Source organism: Aquabacter albus (assembly GCF_040049275.1).
Classification (GTDB): domain Bacteria; phylum Pseudomonadota; class Alphaproteobacteria; order Rhizobiales; family Xanthobacteraceae; genus Aquabacter.
This window is the reverse complement of the sequence record NZ_JBDZDT010000002.1, coordinates 41,097-61,012: the sequence shown is the minus strand read 5'-3', so window position 1 is coordinate 61,012 and position 19,916 is coordinate 41,097. Positions and strand designations below refer to the sequence as shown.

Annotated in this window: 17 protein-coding genes; 14 read left to right on the top strand and 3 right to left on the bottom strand. The window is 67.8% G+C overall.

Translation table 11 applies throughout. The features are described from left to right. Window position 1: 1 nt before the first annotated feature. The 14 genes from ABLE91_RS03350 (at window position 2) to ABLE91_RS03285 (ending at window position 15,774) form a co-directional block, all read left to right on the top strand. Complete coding sequence (locus tag ABLE91_RS03350) at window positions 2-562, top strand: chemotaxis protein CheB (protein ID WP_348929575.1); 561 nt, start codon at window positions 2-4, stop codon at window positions 560-562. Next, on the top strand, window positions 559-1,581 hold the full coding sequence (locus tag ABLE91_RS03345) for a diguanylate cyclase domain-containing protein (RefSeq protein ID WP_348928414.1): 1,023 nt from the start codon (window positions 559-561) through the stop codon (window positions 1,579-1,581). The genes ABLE91_RS03350 and ABLE91_RS03345 overlap by 4 nt, the downstream gene beginning before the upstream one ends. 160 nt (window positions 1,582-1,741) lie before the next feature. After that, on the top strand, window positions 1,742-2,719 hold the full coding sequence (locus ABLE91_RS03340; RefSeq protein ID WP_348929573.1) for an AAA family ATPase: 978 nt from the start codon (window positions 1,742-1,744) through the stop codon (window positions 2,717-2,719). Window positions 2,720-2,744: 25 nt separating this feature from the next. Next, complete coding sequence (locus ABLE91_RS03335; protein WP_348928412.1) at window positions 2,745-3,692, top strand: DUF58 domain-containing protein; 948 nt, start codon at window positions 2,745-2,747, stop codon at window positions 3,690-3,692. A 2-nt stretch (window positions 3,693-3,694) separates the two neighbouring features. After that, the gene (locus ABLE91_RS03330; protein WP_348928410.1) at window positions 3,695-4,213 is read left to right on the top strand and encodes a DUF4381 domain-containing protein; all 519 of its coding nucleotides are present in this window, start codon (window positions 3,695-3,697) and stop codon (window positions 4,211-4,213) included. Next, window positions 4,210-5,244 (top strand): vWA domain-containing protein, encoded by a 1,035-nt coding sequence (locus ABLE91_RS03325; protein WP_348928408.1) that lies wholly within the window; start codon window positions 4,210-4,212, stop codon window positions 5,242-5,244. Before ABLE91_RS03330 ends, ABLE91_RS03325 begins: the two co-directional genes overlap by 4 nt. Beyond that, window positions 5,241-7,247, top strand: a complete 2,007-nt coding sequence (locus ABLE91_RS03320; RefSeq protein ID WP_348928406.1) for a VWA domain-containing protein — start codon at window positions 5,241-5,243, stop codon at window positions 7,245-7,247. The genes ABLE91_RS03325 and ABLE91_RS03320 overlap by 4 nt, the downstream gene beginning before the upstream one ends. After that, on the top strand, window positions 7,244-9,064 hold the full coding sequence (locus ABLE91_RS03315; RefSeq protein ID WP_348928404.1) for a BatD family protein: 1,821 nt from the start codon (window positions 7,244-7,246) through the stop codon (window positions 9,062-9,064). The genes ABLE91_RS03320 and ABLE91_RS03315 overlap by 4 nt, the downstream gene beginning before the upstream one ends. 365 nt (window positions 9,065-9,429) lie before the next feature. Further along, window positions 9,430-10,491 carry an ABC transporter substrate-binding protein gene (locus tag ABLE91_RS03310; protein WP_348928402.1) on the top strand — a complete coding sequence of 354 codons (1,062 nt, stop codon included), beginning with the start codon at window positions 9,430-9,432 and terminating at the stop codon, window positions 10,489-10,491. After that, window positions 10,488-11,267, top strand: coding sequence for an ABC transporter ATP-binding protein (locus ABLE91_RS03305; RefSeq protein ID WP_348928400.1), 780 nt, complete (start codon window positions 10,488-10,490; stop codon window positions 11,265-11,267). Before ABLE91_RS03310 ends, ABLE91_RS03305 begins: the two co-directional genes overlap by 4 nt. Window positions 11,268-11,293: 26 nt before the next feature. Beyond that, window positions 11,294-12,088, top strand: coding sequence for an ABC transporter permease (locus tag ABLE91_RS03300; protein ID WP_348928398.1), 795 nt, complete (start codon window positions 11,294-11,296; stop codon window positions 12,086-12,088). Window positions 12,089-12,123: 35 nt separating this feature from the next. Next, window positions 12,124-12,909 carry an enoyl-CoA hydratase/isomerase family protein gene (locus tag ABLE91_RS03295; protein WP_348928396.1) on the top strand — a complete coding sequence of 262 codons (786 nt, stop codon included), beginning with the start codon at window positions 12,124-12,126 and terminating at the stop codon, window positions 12,907-12,909. After that, on the top strand, window positions 12,909-15,062 hold the full coding sequence (locus ABLE91_RS03290) for an acetate--CoA ligase family protein (RefSeq protein WP_348928394.1): 2,154 nt from the start codon (window positions 12,909-12,911) through the stop codon (window positions 15,060-15,062). Before ABLE91_RS03295 ends, ABLE91_RS03290 begins: the two co-directional genes overlap by 1 nt. Further along, entirely contained in the window at window positions 15,055-15,774 is a 720-nt protein-coding gene (locus tag ABLE91_RS03285) for a GntR family transcriptional regulator (protein WP_348928393.1), read from the top strand. The genes ABLE91_RS03290 and ABLE91_RS03285 overlap by 8 nt, the downstream gene beginning before the upstream one ends. 6 nt (window positions 15,775-15,780) lie before the next feature. Here ABLE91_RS03285 and ABLE91_RS03280 read toward each other — a convergent pair whose 3' ends face one another. From ABLE91_RS03280 to ABLE91_RS03270, 3 genes are all read right to left on the bottom strand, one after another. Further along, window positions 15,781-16,341, bottom strand: a complete 561-nt coding sequence (locus ABLE91_RS03280) for a GNAT family N-acetyltransferase (RefSeq protein WP_348928391.1) — start codon at window positions 16,339-16,341, stop codon at window positions 15,781-15,783. Window positions 16,342-16,369: 28 nt separating this feature from the next. Next, complete coding sequence (locus ABLE91_RS03275) at window positions 16,370-18,727, bottom strand: Orn/Lys/Arg family decarboxylase (protein ID WP_348928390.1); 2,358 nt, start codon at window positions 18,725-18,727, stop codon at window positions 16,370-16,372. 201 nt (window positions 18,728-18,928) lie between these two features. Continuing rightward, window positions 18,929-19,900, bottom strand: coding sequence for a Bug family tripartite tricarboxylate transporter substrate binding protein (locus tag ABLE91_RS03270; RefSeq protein WP_348928388.1), 972 nt, complete (start codon window positions 19,898-19,900; stop codon window positions 18,929-18,931). Window positions 19,901-19,916 lie beyond the last annotated feature (16 nt).

Below are 19,916 nucleotides of genomic sequence, written 5' to 3'. Positions count from 1 at the left end.
GATGGCGGCTGTGGTAATAGGGGCATCGGCCGGGGGACCGCTGGCGCTTAAAATCCTTATCGCGCAGCTCGACGCCGATCTCCATGCCGCTGTGGTCATCGTCAATCATGTGGGTTCCGAAGGGCCGGACATGCTCGCTGACATGCTCGCCCACGGGGCCCGGGTGCCGGTGGTCACGGCGCGCGAACGGACGCCGGTTTTGCCCGGCGTCATCCATGTGGCCCCGCGCGGATACCATCTGCTGATCGAGCGGGACCGCCGCTTCGCCCTTTCGATTGACGAAAAAGTGGGCTTTTCGCGCCCCTCCATCGACGTGCTCTTCCGTAGCGCGGCAGAAGCCTATGGCCCCGAACTCGCGGGGGTCGTGCTGACCGGCGCCAGCGCCGACGGCGCCGAGGGCCTGCGCGCCATCCGGCAGCGAGGCGGCCTTGCCTTCGTGCAGGACCCGGAGGAAGCGGAAACGCCGACCATGCCCGCCGCAGCGCTGAAGCTGGCCGGCGCCGATTTCTGCGGCTCACTCGCCGCCATTGCCGATTGCATCAATAAGCTCGACAGACCATGAACCAATTGCTCCAGGAAATGACGGACGACGCGCCCCTGCCGAAGGTCCTCGTGGTGGACGACGTCGCCGCCAACCTTGCCGCCATGCGGCGCCTGCTCGTGCCGGTGAAGGCCGAGATCCATCTCGCGCGCTCCGGTAATGAGGCCTTGGCCCTTTGTCTCGACCACGATTTCGCGCTCATCCTCCTAGATGTGCAGATGCCGGACATGGACGGGTTCGAGGTCGCCTCCTATCTCAGCGAGAACCCGGCCACCTGCGGCATCCCGGTGATCTTCGTCACCGCCGCCTATCTCGACGACATCAACCGGCTGAAGGGCTACACCTTCGGCGCGGTCGACTATATCGCCAAGCCCATCAATGACGCGGTGCTGCTCTCCAAGGTCACGGTTTTCCTCGATCTGCACATCAGCAAGCTCCGGCTGAAGGCCGCCATGGAGGAGCTGGAGCGGCGCAACAGGCAGCTGGAGGACGAGGTCGAGGAACGGCGCCGGATCGAAAAGCAGATCCGGCACATGGCGACCCACGATTCCCTTACGGGGCTCGGGAACCGCATCCTCTTCCTCGACCATCTTTCCCGCGCCGTTTCCCATTCGGACCGGCACGGGGACCTCTTCGCCCTGCTCTATCTCGACATTGACGGCTTCAAGCAGGTCAACGACACCCACGGGCATGCCGTTGGCGACAAGCTGCTCTGCGCCATCGCCCAGCGCCTGCGGGGCAGCCTGCGCAACGAGGATGTCACCGCGCGCCTCAGCGGCGACGAGTTCGCCGTGATCATGGCGCCCGTCACGGACGGGGAGACGGCGCAAAAACAGGCAGAACGGCTCTGCGCCCTGCTTTGCGAGCCCTACGCCCTCGCCGTCGGCGCCGATACAGTGAATGTGGTTGTGGGAGCGAGCATCGGCGTGGCCCTTTATCCCGCCCATTCGCGGGACGGAACCGAGCTGATGCGCCTCGCCGACGCGGCCATGTACAACGTCAAGCAGAACGGAAAGCAGGGCGTCCTCGTGGCCGTCTGACGCTCTCCGGAATCCAAAGCCGGGGACAGATTACCGAAAAGTCATATCTGGAAAGGTGCGACGCGGTGCCCCGTTGGGTTATAGAGGGCGGCTGGAAGCCCGCTCGGAAATGACCTTCGTGATGAATTCGACCCATGACGCCGCTTTTGCGCAGGCCGCGATGACCGCTCCGACCCGCGACATTCCCCGCCGCGCCTTCGAGCGCCTCGCGGCCTATATGAATGCCTGCATCCTCGGGCAGCCGGAATTCGTGGACCTGCTCCTCGTCGCCGTGCTGGCGGACGGCCACCTGCTGGTGGAAGGCGCGCCGGGCCTTGCCAAGACCAAGGCGATCAAGGCCTTGGCCAAGGCCATCCATTGCGACGACCAGCGCATCCAGTTCACCCCCGATCTGCTGCCCTCCGACCTGACCGGCACCGACATGTACCGGCCCGAGGATGGCAGTTTCCGCTTCCAGCGCGGCCCGGTATTCCACAATTTCATCCTGGCGGACGAGATCAACCGCGCCCCGGCGAAGGTCCAGGCGGCCTTGCTGGAGGCCATGGCCGAGCGTCAGGTGACGGTAGGCGGCAAGACCTATGCCCTGCCCGAGCTGTTCCTGGTGATGGCCACCCAGAACCCCATCGAGCAGGAAGGCACCTATCCCCTGCCCGAGGCCCAGCTCGACCGCTTCCTGCTGCATGTGAAGATCGACTATCCCGACCTTGACGCGGAGCGGCAGATCCTGCGGCTGGTGCGGGGCGAGGCGCAGGGCGAGGTGATCGCGCTCGGGGAGCGGGTGTCGCAGTCCACCATCTTCGCCGCCCGCCGCGAGGCGCTCGCCACCTACATGTCCGAGGCGGTGGAGGAATATCTGCTCCAGTTCGTCGCCGCGACGCGCGCGCCCGATCGCTATGGCCGTGACCTTGCCGGCCTCATCGCCTTCGGCGCCTCCCCCCGCGGCACCATCGCCCTCGACCGCAGCGCCCGCGCCCATGCCTGGCTGCGCGGCCGCGACTATGTGGTGCCCGAGGATGTGCAGGCCATTGCCAGGCCCGTGCTCCGGCACCGCATCCTGCTGACCTTCGAGGGGCAGGCCGACGGCATCACCACCGACCAGTTCATCGAGGCGCTGATCTCTCGCGTCCCGGTGAGCTGAACACGCCCCCGCGGGACCGCGCCCCATGAGCGATGCGACGGAAGACGACCTCAAAGGGGTCGTCGCGCGCCTGGAAGAGCTGATCGCCGCCCGCCCCAAGGGCGCGGGACGCGGCCTCGGCTCGGCGCGCGCGCGCAGCCGGCAGCTCGGCGGCCACCGCTCCAGCTTTCGCGGACAGGGCATGGAATTCGACGAGGTGCGCGCCTACCAGATGGGCGACGACGTGCGCACCATCGACTGGCGGGTAACCGCCCGCACCGGCAAGACCCACACGAAGCTGTTTCAGGAAGAGCGCGAACGCCCGGTTCTGATCCTGCTGGACGTGCGGACCTTCATGCGGTTCGGCACCCGCGGCAGCTTCAAGTCGGTGCTGGCCGCCAGGGCCGCCGCCATGCTCACCTGGCTCTCGCTGGACGAGGGCGACCGCGTCGGCGGGGTGGTGCTCATGCCGTCCGGGGTCGTCTCCTACCGGCCGCAGCGCAGCCGCAGCCGCATCCTCGCCTTCGTGAAAGCCATGGCGGACGCCACGCAGGATGGGTTTGGCACGGAGCCGCCCGCCTCCGAACCGAGCCTTGCCGACGCCCTCGCCCGGCTGCGCCACGTCTCGCGGCCGGGAACGCTGGCCTTCATCATCAGCGACTTCCATGATTTCGACGACCCGGCGCTGCGGGAACTCGGCCGGCTCTCGCTGCAATGCCAGGTCTCGAACCTGTTCATCCATGACGCGCTGGAGGCGGAGACGCCGCAGCGCGGCCTGTACCGCGTCAGCGACGGGACGGGCGTCGCCGTGCTTGATGCCGACAGCCGCGCCGCCCGCGAGGCCTATGCCCGCCGGTTCGCGGAGCGCCGGGAGATCATCGAGCAGATGTCGCGCCAGCGCGGCATGGCCTTCCTGCCGCTCCGGACCGGCGAGGACCCGGCCGACATCCTCAATCCGGCCCGGACGCGGCGCACACGGGGGAGCGCGGCCTGACCATGCCGGATTTCGCCTCCCCTCCCGGCCAGCAGGCGCCCGGCGCAACGGGAACGGACCCGCTCGCCGGCCTCAGGGACATCCACCTGCCGGACGCCATCTCCTTCTGGCCTCTCGCGCCGGGCTGGTGGGTGGTGGTGTGGCTGGTGGTGCTCCTCCTCATCACCGGCGCCATCCTCGAATGGCGCCGCCGGCAGACGCTCGGCTACCGGGCCGTGCAGGAGCTGAAAGCCATCGCCCGCGACGAGGCGCGATATGCCGATAGCCGTGCGGTGGCCTCCGCTGCCGCCATCCTCATCCGCCGCATCCTCCTCACCAAGGCCGGCGGCCCGGGGGCGGCAAGCCTTACGGGAGATGGCTGGCAGCGCTTCCTCGTGGAAGGCAAGGCCGGCGTGCCGGCCGAGATCGGGCGCTTCATCGCGCTCGCGCCCTACCTGCCGCCGGGCGCGCCGGGCGGGAACGCCGTCGCGCGCGAGGCCCTCGTGACCTCGGTCCGACGCTGGATCAGGGGCAACGCATGATCCAGTTTCAATGGCTCTGGGCCTTCGTGCTTCTCCCCCTGCCGCTCATCGTCCGCTTCCTGGTGCCGGCGGCCAAGGCGACGCGCTCCGGGGCGCTGCGGGTGCCCTTTTTCGGCGAGATCCACAAAGCGGGGATCGTGACCGACGGCGCCCGGCGGCGCCGCCTCTTCCGGCTCGCCACCCTCGCGCTCATCTGGCTGCTCCTCGTCATCGCCGCTGCGCGGCCGGCCTATGTGGGGCGGCCGATCCCGCTGCCGGTGGAAGGCCGCGACCTCATGATGGCGGTGGACCTCTCCGGCTCCATGGCACGCCAGGATTTCTCCCATGACGGCAAGATCACCGACCGCCTCACGGTGGTGAAGGCGGTCGCGGACGCGTTCATCAAGGGCCGCAAGGGCGACCGGGTGGGGCTCATCCTGTTCAGCAGCCGGGCCTATGTGCAGACGCCGCTCACCTTCGACCGCAACGTGGTGCGCGAACTGCTCGGCGCCTCGTCGATTGGCCTCACGGGCCAGGAGACGGCCATCGGCGATGCCATCGGCCTTGCGGTGAAGATCCTGAAGACCCGCCCGGCGGAGCAGCGCGTCCTCGTCCTCCTCACGGACGGCGCCAACAATTCCGGCGTGCTGGAGCCCCTGCAGGCCGCGGAAGCCGCCAAGCAGGAGCAAGTGAAGATCTACACGGTGGGCGTGGGGGCCGACCGGCTCGCGGTTGGGCAGCGGCTGATCAACCCCTCCGCCGACCTCGACGAGCGGGCGCTCGCCAAGATCGCCGAGATGACCGGCGGCCGCTATTTCCGCGCCCGCGATGCGGCGGCCCTCGCCGCCATCTATGCCGACATCGACCGCATGGAGCCCGTGGCCGGCGAACCGCTCTATCTCAGCCCCACCGTCACACTGTTCCAATGGCCGCTCGGCGCTGCTCTGGTGCTGAGCTTCGCCCTCGCCTCCGCCCTGGTGGCGCCCCTCCTGTTCCGGCGGACGGGGCGGGTGGCGCGTGCTGAGGCATCAGCCGATGGAGCCCGGCCATGATCCCGGCCGGCTTCCATTTCCTGCGCCCGGACTGGCTGTTCGCCATCCTGCCCGCGCTTCTCCTCGCCGGCTTGGCGTGGCGCGGCATGGGCACGGGGCGCAGCGACTGGCGGCACGTGGTGGATGCCCATCTCCTGAAGCATCTGGCGCTGCGCGACGAGACCGGCCGGCGCAAATGGCCTGTGGTGGCGCTGTTCGCCGGCTGGGTGCTGGCCGCCATCGCCATGGCGGGCCCCGCTTGGCAGAAGGTGCCCGCGCCCGCCCTCGACCGGCTGGATCCCACCGTGGTGGTGCTCAGCCTCGCCCAGTCCATGAACGCGACGGACCAGAACCCGTCCCGGCTCGTCGCCGCACGCCACAAGGTGGAGGACATTCTCAGCCGCATGCGCGGGGGGCAGGTGGCCCTGGTCATCTATGCGGACGCGCCCTTCGTGGCCGCCCCTCTGACCGAGGACGGGCGCGTGGTCGCCCAGATGCTGCCGGAGCTCGCCACCGACCTCATGCCGGTGCTGAACGACCGGCCGGACCTTGCCGTCCAAAGGGCGGTGGAGCTGCTCAAGAATACCGGCGCGCCCACGGGCCGCATCGTGCTCATCACTGACGGGGCCGGCGAATCGCCGACGCTGACGCGGAACGCGGTGACCGCCGCCGCGCAGGCAGGCTATCCCGTGAGCGTCATCGGCGTCGGCACCGGCACCGGTAGCCCCCTGACGGGCTTCGACGGCAGCCCCGTGCGCGGCAAGGATGGCGCGCCTTTGACCACCCGAATGGATGCGGAGAGCCTCGCGCAGCTCGCCGCCGCCGGGCATGGGCGCTTCACGTCCCTGACCGCCGACGGCCGCGATCTCGACACCATCTTCGCCAACCCTCTGGGCGCCGCCTCCGGCAATCCCTTGCAGAGCAGCGGCCTGACGGCCGACCAATGGGTGGATATGGGATCCTGGTTCGTGATCGCAGTGGCACTGCTGGCGTCCCTCGCCTTCCGCAGGGGCTGGCTTGCCGTCATCCCGCTCGCGGTCCTGCTGGCCGGCGGCATGCCGGGGTGGGAGGCGCGCGCCCAGTCCTTCAGCGATCCCGCCGAGGGCCTCGCCTGGGGGGACATGTGGCAGACGCCGGACCAGAAGGGCGCCAGCGCCTTCCAGAGCGAGGATTACCGGGCGGCGGCCAAGAACTTCCAGAACCCCGCCTGGCAGGCGAGCGCGCTCTACAAGGGTGGCGATTATGAGCGCGCGGCCTCCGCCTTCGCCGGCGTTCCGGGCGCGGACTACAACAAGGGCAATGCGCTCGCCCGCGCCGGCAAGCTGGAAGACGCCGTGAAGGCTTACGATGCAGCGCTGAGCGCGAACCCCGGCGATGCGGATGCAGCCTTCAACCGCGACCTCGTGCTGAAGGCGCTGGAACAGCAGAAGAAGCAGCAGGACCAGCAGCAGAACCAGAACCAAAATCAGCAGAACCAGCAGTCGCCCGACGACAAGAAAGGCGGCGGCAGCGCCCAGAACAAGCCGGACCCGCAGAAGCAGGATCAGCAGAAGCAAGATCAACAGAAGCAGGACGACCCGCAGAAGCAGCCGGACCAAAAGCAGCCGGACCAGAAGCAGGCCGGCCAGTCTCCCCCTCCGCCGCCCCAGGGCGACGGCAAGGACGAGGCCAAGAAGGACCAGCCGAAGCCGGACCCGCAAAAGCCGGGGCAGCAGAACCCGCCCGCCCCGTCCGCCGGCAACCAGAAGCAGGATCAGCCCCAACAGCCGCCGCCCGCCCCGCAGAAGCAGGCGGACGCGCCGCCGCCCCAGCCGGCGCCGAACGGTGAGGCGCAGAACCAACCTCCACCGCCGCCGCCCGGCCCTCCTCCAGGGGCCGTCGCGGTGCGGCCGATGACCGAGCAGGACCAGAACCGGGAGCAGGTCCTGCGCATGGTGCCGGACGATCCCACCGGACTGCTGCGCGCCCGCATCCGCAGCCATTATTCCGGGACCGTCGTTCCCACCGTGGAGGAAAGCCCGTGAGCCGGACGGGAGTGCGCACCCTCTTTGCCATCGCGCTCCTGTGCGCCTGCGCGCTGTTCGGCGCCCGGCCGGGCTTTGCCGCAGCGCTCACTGTCGCCACGGACCGCACCTCCGTGACGGTGGGCGAGACGTTCACCCTCATCCTCAGCCTCACCGGCGGCGACAGCACGCAGCCGCCGGATCTCAGCGGGATCGCCAAGGATTTCGACATCGTCGACCGACGGCGGACCAGCCGGAACGCGACGGTCGACGGCAAGCGCTCCACCGTCAATGAGTGGATCCTGACGCTGTCGCCGAAGCGGGCGGGCGCGCTGACCATCCCGGCGCTGAGCATAGTCGGGCTCACCTCCGCGCCGGTGCGCATTGCGGTGGCACCCGCCGCGCCCACTGCGTCCTCGGGCCAGGCGGAGGACCGGCCGATCTTCATCCAAGTGGAGGTGGGGGACGTCTCGCCTTACGTGCAGAGCGAGATCCCGGTCTTCGTGCGCATCTATGACAGCGTGGGCATGCGCAGCGGCTCCATCAGCCGGCTCACGGCGGAAGGGGCCACCTTCACGCCCCAGGGCGACCAGGAAAGCTATCTGAAGACCATCGGCAAGACGCGCTACCGGGTCATCGAGCAGGGCTATCTGATGCTCCCGCAGAAAAGCGGGACCATCCAGATCCAGTCGGTCACCCTGCAGGCCAACGTGCCCGGCTATAACGGCCCCGCGCCCTCCGAGATGGCCCGCCTGCTCGGCCGGGGCAATGTCCCCATGCCTTGGCTGGACGGCTCCATGAGCGGCCGCGACGTCACGCTCCGCTCGGACCCGGTGAAGGTAGAGGTGAAGCCGCGGCCGGCGGATGCCAAGGGCTGGTTCCTGCCGGCACGCCGCGTCATGCTGACGGACGCCTGGTCCCCCGCTCTCTCCCAGGCGAAGGCGGGCGACACCCTCACCCGCACCATCAAGCTGGAGGCCGTGGGCGCTAGCCCCAACCAGCTTCCGCCCATCACCGCCCCCGAGGCCGAGGGCGTGCGCCAGTATGACGAGGACAGCCGTTCGGAGAACGTGCTCATCAATGGCGAAGCCGGCGCGATCCTCACGAAGACCATCTCGGTGGTGCTGACCCGCGCCGGGGATGTCACCCTGCCGGCCATCGACATTCCCTGGTGGAACACGACGACCAACACGCAGGAGCACGCCGTTCTGCCGGCGGTCACCTTCAAGGTTCAGCCCGGAGCAGCCACCGCGACCGCCACGCCACAGCCTGTTCCCGTGGCCGCCGCCGCGGCACCGGCAAGCACCGAGGCGGCGACCGCCGTTGCCCCGAGCCCCTGGCTGGCATGGTGGGACTGGCTGCGGCAGGAGGTCTTCGCTTTGGGCGCCGCCCTCGTCCTCGTGCTGGTGCTGGGCGCGGCGCTCCTGTGGTGGCGCAGCCGGCGGGCAGCGTCGCAGGCACAGCCGCGTGCCACGCAATCCGTACGCCCCCAAGGCGCGCGCGCCGTATCCGGGGGCTCCCTCCGCTCCACGGAGCGGGACCTCAAATCGGCCTGCAGGAATAACGACCCGGCCGCCGCGCACCGGGCCTATCTCGCCTGGTCCCGGCTGGACGGTGCCAAAGGCCACGCGCGCCTCCATCCCGAGGCCGGACCGCGCACGCCGCAGATGCAGAATGCGGTGAAGGAACTGCGCGGCCATCTTTATGGGGCGGCACCGCACGCCTGGAACGGCGCCGCATTCCTAACGGCGTTCAAGGCCGAGCAGCGGGCCGGGCAGAACGGCCGCAGAGCCCCGGCAGGCGCCCGCCTCGCGCCGCTTTATCCCGAGGCCGGCTGACGCGCGGGCTCAAGTTCTGCCCAGGCATGCCTGCAAATGCGACGGCTGAAGGCAGCCTGACAGAGCGCGCCGGTGAACTGCGCGCCGTTTCCGTCCTTTATCGATAAGACGAAGCTTTCCGCGCAGGCGCCGGTCCGGCCGCTTTCTCGCCGAGGATGACGGCCTTCGCCTCTAAGCCATTGCTAAAATTTACTTTTACCCGCCCGGCCACCACTTGTCGGCGCGTTGGGCGGCAGACGCTTGCCGCACTGCACATTCGCAGGCGCAGTAATCATCCAAGATTAAAAAAGCGGCTTGACAGTCATCTAGATGACTAGTCTCCTACATCGGCCAGCGTCGAAGAACGCACTCCAGAGGTAGCCAAGATGTCACCGCTCCATAAGCATATCGCTGCGGGCCTTCTGCTCGTGGCGTCCTGCCTACCTGCGTCCGCGCAGACCAAAGTCCGTTATCTTCTCACCTCGCCCTCGCCCACGGTGGCCGAAGCGCCGCATTCTTCCGTTCCCGCAACGCTGGGCTATTGGAAGTCACAGGGTCTCGACGTGGAGGTCTCGCCCTTCAGCGGCTCCACCGCCGCAGCGCAGCTCGTCATCGCCGGCAGCGCCGAATTCACCATGGCGAGCCCCGAGGCGCTCATCTTCGGTCGCCAGGATGGGGCCAAGATCATCGCCGTGTATAATCACGTGCGTGAGCCGATCTATACTATCGCTGTTCTGAAGGACAGCGGCATCAAGACGTTGAAAGACCTGAAGGATAAGACCATCGGCGTTGTCTCGCTCTCGAGCGGCGCGGTCCCGGTGGCAAAAGCCATGCTGCGCTCGGTGGGCTTCGACCCCGAGGGCGACGTGAAATGGCTGCCCATCGGCCTCGGCGCCCAGGCGGCCGCTGCCATCAAGGCCAACCGCGTCGACGCGCTCGCGCTGTGGGACTGGAGCTACGCCCAGCTCGAGAATTACGGCCTCGCCTTCCGCCATTTCGAGACGCCCGAGACCTCCAAGCTTCTCAGCCTGATGCTGCTGGGCAACGAGGATTACGTGAACGCCAACCCCACCGTGGTGGAGAAGATGGGCCGCGGCATCGCCATGGGCACGCTGTTCACCATCACCAATCCGGAAGCGGCGGTGCGCATCCACTGGCAGAAATACCCCTCCTCCAAGCCCACCAATATTCCGGAAGAGCAGGCGCTGAAGGAAGCGATCCACGTGCTGGAAGCGCGCCTCGCCAAGTACAAGCTGGACGGCCGCACCGACCCCCGCTTCGGTGCCTTCACCAAGGAAGAGTGGCTGCAGACGGAGGACTTCTTCTTCAATGCGGGCCTCATCAAGTCGAAGCCCGACGTGAGCACCTATTACACAAACAAGTTCCTCGATTTCTACAACAACTTCGACAAGAAGGCGGTCATCGCCCAGGCGAAGGACTACAAATGACCGCGCCGGGCACGCCGGAGATCGCGATCCGGAAGGTCAACAAGACCTTCCGGTCCCGGTCCAACGAGACGGTCGAAGCGTTGCGGGAGACCTCGCTCGACATCGAAGCCAAGCAGTTCGTCTGCATCATCGGCCCCTCGGGCTGCGGAAAGAGCACCCTGCTGCGCATGATTGCGGGGCTGGAGAAGGCCTCCTCCGGCTCGGTCTCGATCCGCGGCGCGCAGATCACCAGCCCGCGCCGCGACACCGGCCTCGTCTTCCAGACGCCGGTCCTCCTGCCCTGGCGGACCATCCTGAAGAACGTCCTCGTGCCGGCGGAAGTGCTCAAGCTCAACCGCAAGGCGGCCGAGGCCCGGGCCAAGGACCTCCTGAAGCTTGTGGGCCTCGAGAACTTCATGGACCGTTATCCGGACGAACTGTCCGGCGGTATGCGCCAGCGCGCGGCCATCGCCCGCTCGCTGATGCACGACCCCGACGTCTTGCTCATGGACGAGCCCTTCGGCGCCCTCGATGCGCTGACGCGGGAGGCGATGAACCTGGAGCTGTTGCGCATCTGGCAGGCGAGCGCGAAGACCGTGGTGCTCGTCACCCATTCCATCGAGGAGGCGCTGCTGCTCTCCGACAAGGTAGCGGTGTTCTCCTCGCGCCCCGGCTCCATCATCGATGTGGTGGACGTGCCCCTGCCGCGTCCACGCACCAGCCGCACCCGCATCGACCCGCTGTTCGTGGAGCTTGCCGACAAGCTGCGGAACTACTTCGCCTCGGACCTGCACTGAGCAGCACCGGAAAGACGAACACCGCCATGAAACTGCGCCTCAATTCCCTCATCAACCGCTATGCCCCGCCTCTGGTGGCCGGCATCATCCTGTTCGGCCTGTGGGAAGCCCTGCCTCGGATCTTCGGGGTGTCGGCTCTGCTCATCCCCCCGCCCTCCTCCGTGCTCCGCTCGCTCTGGATCATCACCGAGCGCGGCCTGCTGCTGGAGGCCACCGTCATCACCCTGTTCGAGGCGCTCTGCGGCTTCCTCATCGGGTCGGCTGCGGCGGTGTTCTGCGCCTTCCTCGTCACCCGCTCGGCGCTCATCGAGCGCGCGCTGATGCCCTATCTCGTGGGCTTCCAGGCGCTGCCGAAAGTGGCGCTCGCCCCCCTCATCGTGGTGTGGGTGGGCATTGGCATCGAGTCCAAGATCGCGATCGCGGCGATCATCTCCTTCTTCCCGGTGCTCATCAACGCGATCATCGGCTTCTCCACCATCGAGGCGGAGAAGATCGACCTCATGCGCTCGCTGGTGGCCTCGCGCTGGCAGGAATTCCGCATGGTGGTGTTCCCGAACTCCCTGCCCTTCATCTTCGCGGGGCTGAACGTCGCCATCGTGTTCAGCATCACCGGCGCGCTGGTGGGCGAGTTCATCGGCGCCGACCGGGGCCTCGGCAACCTGCTGATGCAGCTCAATTACAACATGGATGTCTCCGGCATGTTCGCGGTGCTGGTGGTGCTCGCCGTGCTCGGCATCCTGCTGCACGGCATGGTCCGCTTCTTCCACGTGCGGCTTGTCTTCTGGGGCAAACCCCAGGGGCTTCAGCCCAACGACCACTGATCCCAAGACCCCTTCAACCGGCCCGGAGCAATGCCATGAGCACCCCCCTCGTGAAGATCGAGCGCGACGGCTATGTCGCCACCATCACCCTCGCCAATCCGCCGGTGAACGCGCTGTCGTCTGCAGTGCTGGAAGGGCTCATCGCGGCGCTCGACGAGATCGAGCGCGAAGGCGAGGCGCGCTGCGTCATCCTCACCGGCGCGGGCGAGAAGGCGTTCAGCGCCGGCGGCGACCTGCGCCAGGAGCGCGATTTCGGCGGGCCGGAGGCGGCCAAGACGTTCCGCGAGCTGGGCCGGCGCACGCTCAACCGGCTGGAGAATTTCTTCATCCCGGTGGTCTCCGCGATCCATGGCTATTGCATCGGCGGCGGCACGGCCATCGGCTGGGTCTGCGACATCCGCATCGCGGCGGACAACGCCATCTTCCGCGCGGGCGACGCCTATATCGGCATGGTGCCGAGCTGGGGCATGGGCCTCACCCGCCTGCCTCGCCTCGTGGGGCGCAACCGGGCGCTGGACATCCTGCTCATCGGCGAGAATTTCGACGCCAAGACCGCCCACGAGATCGGCCTCGTCACCAAGGTGGTGCCGCGCGAGAAGCTGATGGAGGAAGCCAAGGCCATCGCGACGCGCATCTCCAAGGCCTCACCCAACGCCATCCGCGCCACCCGCCAAGCCATCGCCTTCAACATGCGCGAGGGCTGGGATGCCATGACGGTGTTCGAGGAAGAGATCTGCCAGCAGGTCTTCTCCCACCCGGACGCCCATGAAGGCCCGAAGGCCTTCACAGAGAAGCGCGACCCCGTGTTTGCGAGGGTGTGATGGGCATCGAAAGTCTGCTGCGGCCGCGGTCCATCGCCATTGTCGGTGCGTCCGACAAGGTGGGGCCGGGACTGAACGCCTGGAACGCCCTCCAGCATGTGGGATATGAGGGCGACGTCCATCTCGTGAACCCGCGCCGGGCCGAGCTGCTCGGCCAGAAGGCCTATGCCACCCTCGCCGACATTCCCGGCACGGTGGATGCCGTGTTCGTGGCGGTGGGGGCCGAGGCCGTGGCGGGCGTCGCCCGCGAGGCGGTGGCGAAGGGCGCGGGCGCCCTCGTCATCCTCTCCAGCGGCTTCGGCGAGACCGGCGAAGCAGGCAAGGCGGCGCAGGCGGAGCTGGTGCGCATCGCGCAGGAGCACGACCTTGCGGTCTGCGGCCCCAATTGCCTGGGACTGCTCAACTTCACCGGCAAGACCGCCTTGTTCGGCACCTCCCTGCCGGACAGGATCGAGCGCGGCGGCATCGCGGCGGTGCTGCAAAGCGGGTCGGTGGGCATCGCGCTGCTCAACTCTGCGCGCGGCCTCGGCTTCAGCTATGTGGTCACCTCCGGCAACGAGGCGGTGACGACAGCGGCGGACTATATCGAGGCCTTCCTCGACGATCCGGCGGTGACCACCATCGTGGTGTTCGCCGAGCAGATCAAGAAGACCGCCCATTTTATCGCGGCCGTGCGCCGCGCCCGGGAAAAGGGCAAGCCGGTCATCGTGCTGAAGAGCGGCCGCTCGCAGCAGGGCCAGCAGGCGGTGATGGCCCATACCGGCGCCGTCGCCGGCAGCATCGAGGCGTGCGATGCGGCCCTGGCGGACGCTGGCGCCATCCAGGTCTTCTCCCTGGACGAGCTGATCGAGACCGCGCTGCTCGTCTCCGAACTCCAGCAGATGCCCAAGGGCCGCAAGGCGGCGGCGCTCTCGCTCTCGGGCGGGGAGATCGCGCTCGCCCTCGACATGGCGGAAGAAGTGGGGTTCGAATTCGCCCCGCTCAGCGCGGACACCGCAGCCGGCCTCAAGGCGCTGCTGCCGGAATTCGCCCATATCGCCAACCCGCTCGACCTCACCTGGGCCGGCCTCTACGATCCCGAGGTGGCACGCGGCTGCGCACGGTCCATCACCGCGCAGGACGATGTGGGCATGCTGGTCCTGGTGCAGGACGCGCCCTTCGGCCTCGGCGCGCAGCAGGCGGCGCGCTATTCGGCGCTCCTCACCTCCGTGGCGGCGGGCGCGAAGGATACGGGCACGCCGCTGGTGGCGCTCTCCAACCTCTCCGACCAGCCCCATGTGCAATTGAACGCCGCCGCCAAGGCGCTGGGCGTGCCCTATCTGCGCGGGACGCGGGCGGGCATGACGGCGCTCGCGCGCTACGGCCGCTGGGCGGCAACCGGCGCCTCTCCGGCCCGGGACGGCATCGCCTCCGCTTTCGCTCCCCTGGCCCGCGCCCGCATGAGCGGGATCCCCGCCTCGCGCCTCGCCACGGAAAGCGAGGCCAAAAACGTGCTCGGCGCCTATGGGATCGCCGGGCCGCGCGAGCGCCTCGTGGCAAGCCCTGATGAGGCGGTGCGCGCGGCGCAGGAGCTGGGCTATCCCGTCGTGATGAAGGGCCTCGTGGAGAACCTGGTCCACAAATCCGACGCCGGCCTTGTGAAGGTGGGGCTGAAGACGGACGAGGATGTCCGCAGCGCTGCCGCGCGCATGCTGGAAAGCGCCGCCGCCGTGAAGACCGGCGCCGTGCTCGGCCTTCTGGTGCAGGAGCAGGCCTCCCCCATTGCCGAGCTGTTCGTGGGCGCGCGCATCGATCCCGATTTCGGCCCGCTCATCGTGGTGGGGGCCGGCGGCGTGGAGGTGGAGCTCTACAAGGATGTGGCGGTGCGCATCGCCCCCATCAGCGAAGACCAAGCTCTCGAAGCCTTGCAGACGACGCAAGTTTCCCGCCTGTTGAATGGCTGGCGCGGCAAGCAACCCGGAGACAAGAAGGCGGTCGCCAAGACCATCAGTGCCCTTTCAACCTTCCTGTCGGACTTCGCGTCTGAGGTCTCGGAGGTGGAGATCAACCCGCTTGCTGTATTCAGGGAGGGCGAGGGTTGCAGCGCCCTCGATTGCGTGATTATACCGAAGCAGTCCAATCCCGATGCAAGGCACCAGACGTCCGATGAATGATTTCAGTGCTGCAACGGCGGATATTGGACGCGCGGCGGCTTCCTATCGCGAGATCAAGTCCCGCATCATGGACCGCCGCTACGCCCCCGGCGAGAAGCTGTCCGAAGTGCGCCTTGCGGCCGAGCTCGGGGTGGGGCGTTCGCCCATCCGCACCGCCCTCGCCCGCCTGCAGGGGGAAGGCTGGATCGCGGTCTCGCCCCAGAGCGGCACCTATGTGAAGGGCCTGACCGACGCGGAGATGAACGAGGTTTTCGAGCTGCGGCTCATCCTGGAGCCGGCGGTGGCGGGCCTTGCGGCGACGCGCATGTCGGGGGCAGAATTGCTGAAGCTGAAGCGCGCCTTCGACGCCTTCGGCAGCGAGGTGAGCGAGGAGCGGTTCGAGGAATATCTTCAGCTCGACCTCCAGACCCACCGCGCCATCTACATGGCGGGCGGCAACCAGCTCATTTCCGGCATCCTCTTCAACATTCTGGACAAGGTGCACTGGATCCAGCGCGGCAGCGTCGGCTCCGCCAAGCGCCAGCGCTGCGCCTTCGGCGAGATCCAGGAATTGCTCGCCGCCCTGGAAGCGCGCGATGGGGAGCGGGCCACCGCCGTCATGCGGAACCACATCCTGCACACGGCCAAGTTCCGCGACCTCCCCGCCGGCGGTTCCCCCGCGAAGGAAGAGCCCGCCAAGGAACCCGCCCGCAAGCGAGCCCGCTCTGCCTGAGCGGGACTATCGCGTGGACAGCGGCAAAGGCGGCGGCGGGACGGTGGAGCCGGGGCCAAGGGATCGCTGCACCATCACGCTGTCGGCCCAGCGGCCATAGCGATAAGCGACCCCCGGCAGGAGGCCCACTCGGGTGAAGCCGAACTTGTCGTGGAGCGTGAGCGAGGCGGTGTTGTCGCCGTCGATATAGCCGATCATCTGCCGGAAGCCGGCCGCCGCGCAGGCGTCGATGAGGCCCTGCATCAGCAGCCGCCCGACGCCGCAGCCCACATGCTGGTGGTGCACGTAGATGGAATGCTTCACCGTATAGCGATAGGCCGGCCGTTTCCGGAACAGCACCACGTAGGCATAGCCCACCACCTCTCCGTCGCGGGTCGCCACGATATGCGGGAAGCGGCGGCTGCGCAGGTTCTTGCGCCGCTCGCGCAGATCGTCCGGCTGCGGCGTATCGCCATCGTCCACCCCATCCTCGACGCCGCGGCGGATGTGCCGGCGATAGATCGCCAGCATGGCCTCCACGTCCGTGTCCCGCGATGGCCGGATGGTGACCTGATGCTCGTGCTCCATGAATGCCTTCGGCGTCCTGCGCTGTGCCCTATTCGGCGACCACGTAGGTATGTAGCCGAACTTTGCCCGCCGCATCCACCTCCCGGTAGACGCCCTGGATCTCCACCTCGAAGCCGGGGAAGGTGTTGAAGCTCGCCTCGAACATCTTGAGATAGTCGATCATGGGCTGCGCCCGCGCGGTCAGCCGTTCGCCGGGCACGATGGTGGCGATGCCGGGCGGATAGACCACGAACGGCGTCGTGGCGATGCGCCCCGCAATGGCGTCGATGGGCAGATAGTCCACATCGTTGCGCACGAGGCAGCGCGTCGCGTCGTGGGGGGAGAGGGCGATCTCCGGCAGATGCTCGGCCGAGAACTGCTTCGCCTGGAGGGCGCTGACGTCGGCGTCGCGGAAGAAGCGGTGCATGTCCCCGCAGAGATCGCGCAGGCGCACGCCGGCATAGCGCCCCGGCCTGCGCCGGTAGAATTCGGGGATGGCGTCTTCGAGCAGCGCGTTGTCGTCGTGCAGCTTCTTGAAGGCGACGAGCCCGCTGATCAGCGTGCCCGCCTTGCTGGCCTCGACGCCCGGCGTCAGAAGGAAGAGCAGGGAATTGAGGTCGTTCTTCTCTGCGACGATGCGGTTCTCGCGCAGATACTGGGCGACCACCGGGGCCGGGATGCCGTGCGCGGCATAGGCGCCGGTGGCACGGTCGAAGCCTGGCGTGAGCAACGTCAGCTTGTTGGGGTCGGTCATGGCGAAGCCCGGCGCCATGTCGGAGAAGCCGTGCCAGGATGCCCCCGGCACGAGGTGCCAGTAGGACGGATCGGTGGCGAGCTGGTCCGTGGCCACCATCTCCCAGGCCACGTCATGCACCGCGCCTGCGCGGGAGGCGTCGGGGATCTGCACGCGGTCCGGCACGAAGGGCTCGAAGAACCAGCGGCGCTCGGGGCGCGCCTCCTTCTCCTCGAACTCGCGCCGCAGCGCCCGGATCTTCTTGCGCAGCTCGATGCCGAGCCGGATCGTGTCGTCCCAGAGAACCTCGCCCGAGCGGCCCTTCATCATCTGCGCGCCCACGTCGAGGGAGGCGAATAGCGGGTAGAAGGGCGAGGTGGAGGCGTGCTGCATGAAGCTTTCATTGAAGCGCCGGTGCTCCACCCGGCGCTTCTGGCCGCGGATGTGGCGGTCCTTCATGTGGATCTGGGACGCCTGGGAGAAGCTCGCCAGTTGCTTGTGGGTGGACTGGGTGGCGATGATGCCCGGCGCGTCGGGGCCGAGGTCTGAGAGCCCCATGGCGAAGCGGCCCGCATAGAGCGGGTGGAACTTCATGAAGCCCGCCCAGGCCTCATCGAACAGGATGTACTCGCACAGATGGCCGATGCGCTTCAGGATCATCTCGGCGTTGTGGATGGTGCCGTCATAGGTGCACTGCTCCACCACGGCGACGCGGAACGGGCGCGGCTTGCGCCACGCTTCCGGGTCCTTGACCAGGGGATGGGTCCGGATGCGCTCGCGTAGCGCCTCTTCGTCCAGGTCCTCCCAGCGCATGGGGCCGATCAGACCCCAGGCATTGCGCACGGTGGGCACATAGACCGGGATGCCGCCGCTGATCATCAGCGCGCCATGGTGGGCGGCCTTGTGGTTGTTGCGGTCGAACAGCACGAGATCGCCGTCGGTGACCAATGCGGCCAGCGCCACCTTGTTGGAGGTGGAGGTGCCGTTCAGCACGAAATAGGTCTTCTCCGCCCCGAAGATCTTGGCGGCTTCCTTCTGCGCCTGCAGCGCCGGGCCCTCATGGGTCAGGAGGTCGCCGAGGTCGAGCACGGAATTGTCGAGGTCGTCGCGGAACACCGCCTCGCCCAGATGGTCCATGAACACCCGCCCGATGGGGCTGCGGCTGTAGAACATGCCGCCATTATGGCCCGGGCAGGTCCAGAGCTGGTTGCCTTCCTCGGCATAATCGACGAGAGCGCCGAAGAACGGCGTCTTCAGCGTCTCGGCATATTGCTTCAGCCGGCTGATGAGGTTCTTGGCGATGAAGGCCGGGGTCTCCTCCGAGAGGAAGACATAGCCATCGATGAAGTCGAGCACCTCGACGGGCAGGTCCTCGAACCTCTTACGGCGGATCAGGAGGATGATGGGGAAGTCCAGCCCGCGGCGGCGCATCAGGTTGATGAGCGCGGCGGTCTTGCCTTCCAGGCCCTTCTTGCCCCAGTCCACCATCATGCAGCCGATGGCGGCATCGGTCTGGACGGCGATCTCGGCATCCTCGATGTCGTGCGCCTTGACGACCTCGAAGCCCGAACGCTCGATCTCGCCGACGATCTGGTTCAGGCGGATGCCTTCGAGATCCTCCGCATCAAAGGACGGCGTGGCGAACAGGAAGGTGAAGCGTCTGAAATAGTCCATGGATGCCCCGATGGTCTGCGACGCCAGATGTCACCGTGTTCCATGACAGTGCGGTGACCGCCGGTGCGGAAGGGCATAGGCCGCCGGCGCATCACATGGCAAATGGGGGATCGCGGCGGGCGCCTGGAACGGGCCCGGGCACAACCCTTGATTTCATTGGGCGAGGGGAGGCACGCCGTGCCCGACCTCGCCCTGCTCGCCTCACTCCACCTTCACCTTGGCGGTGTCGATCACCTTCTTCCAGCGGTCGGTCTCGCTGGCAATCAGCTGCTTGAACTGCTCGGGCGAGGTGTGGACCGGGATGGCGCCGAGCTCGATGAAGCGGGCCTTCGTGGCGGGCTGCTCCATATAGGCATTGATGGCCTTCGCCAGCTTGTCGATGACGGGCGCCGGCGTCCCGATGGGCGCGAGGAAGCCATGCCAGGCCACCGCCTCGAAGCCCGGCACGGTTTCGGCGACGGTGGGCAGGTTCGGGTCGAAGGGCACGCGTTCCGCCGTGGCAGTGGCGAGCAGCGCGAGCTTGCCGACCTTGGCCTGGGGCAGCAGAAGCGGGGCATTGTCGAAGGCGATGTCGATCTGGCCGCCGACGAGGTCCGGCACCATCTGGCTGGAACCCTTATAGGGCACATGCACCATCTGCGTGCCGGTCATGATCTGGAACAGCTCGCCCGCCAGATGCTGGGTGGTGCCGATGCCGGCGGAGCCGAACGTCACCTTGCCGGGATTGGCCTTGAGATAGGCGATCAGCTCCGGGACCGTGCGCGCCTTGATGCGCTCGGGGTTCACCGCCAGCAGGTTCGGCACGATCGAGACCTGGGTGATGGGCGCGAGATCGCGCAGGGTCTGGTACTGGATGCGGTCGCCCAGAAGGGTTGGATGCACGGCAAGGTTCGAGGTGGAGGCAAGGGCGATGGTGTAGCCGTCCGGCGCCGAACGGGCGAGCCGCCCCATGGCCAGCGCGCCGCCGCTGCCGCCGATGTTCTCCGGCACGAAAGGCTGGCCCCAGGTCTTCTGGAGATGCTCGGACACCATGCGGGCAAAGATGTCCGCCGTGCCACCCGCGGTGAAGGGGATGAGCACCGAGACGGACTTGGTGGGATAGTCGGCCTGGGCTGCGGCGGGGAGTACGGGCAGCGTCAGCGCGAGCGCCGCCGCCAAAAGGGTCTTCAACATGGCGTTTCCTCCTGAA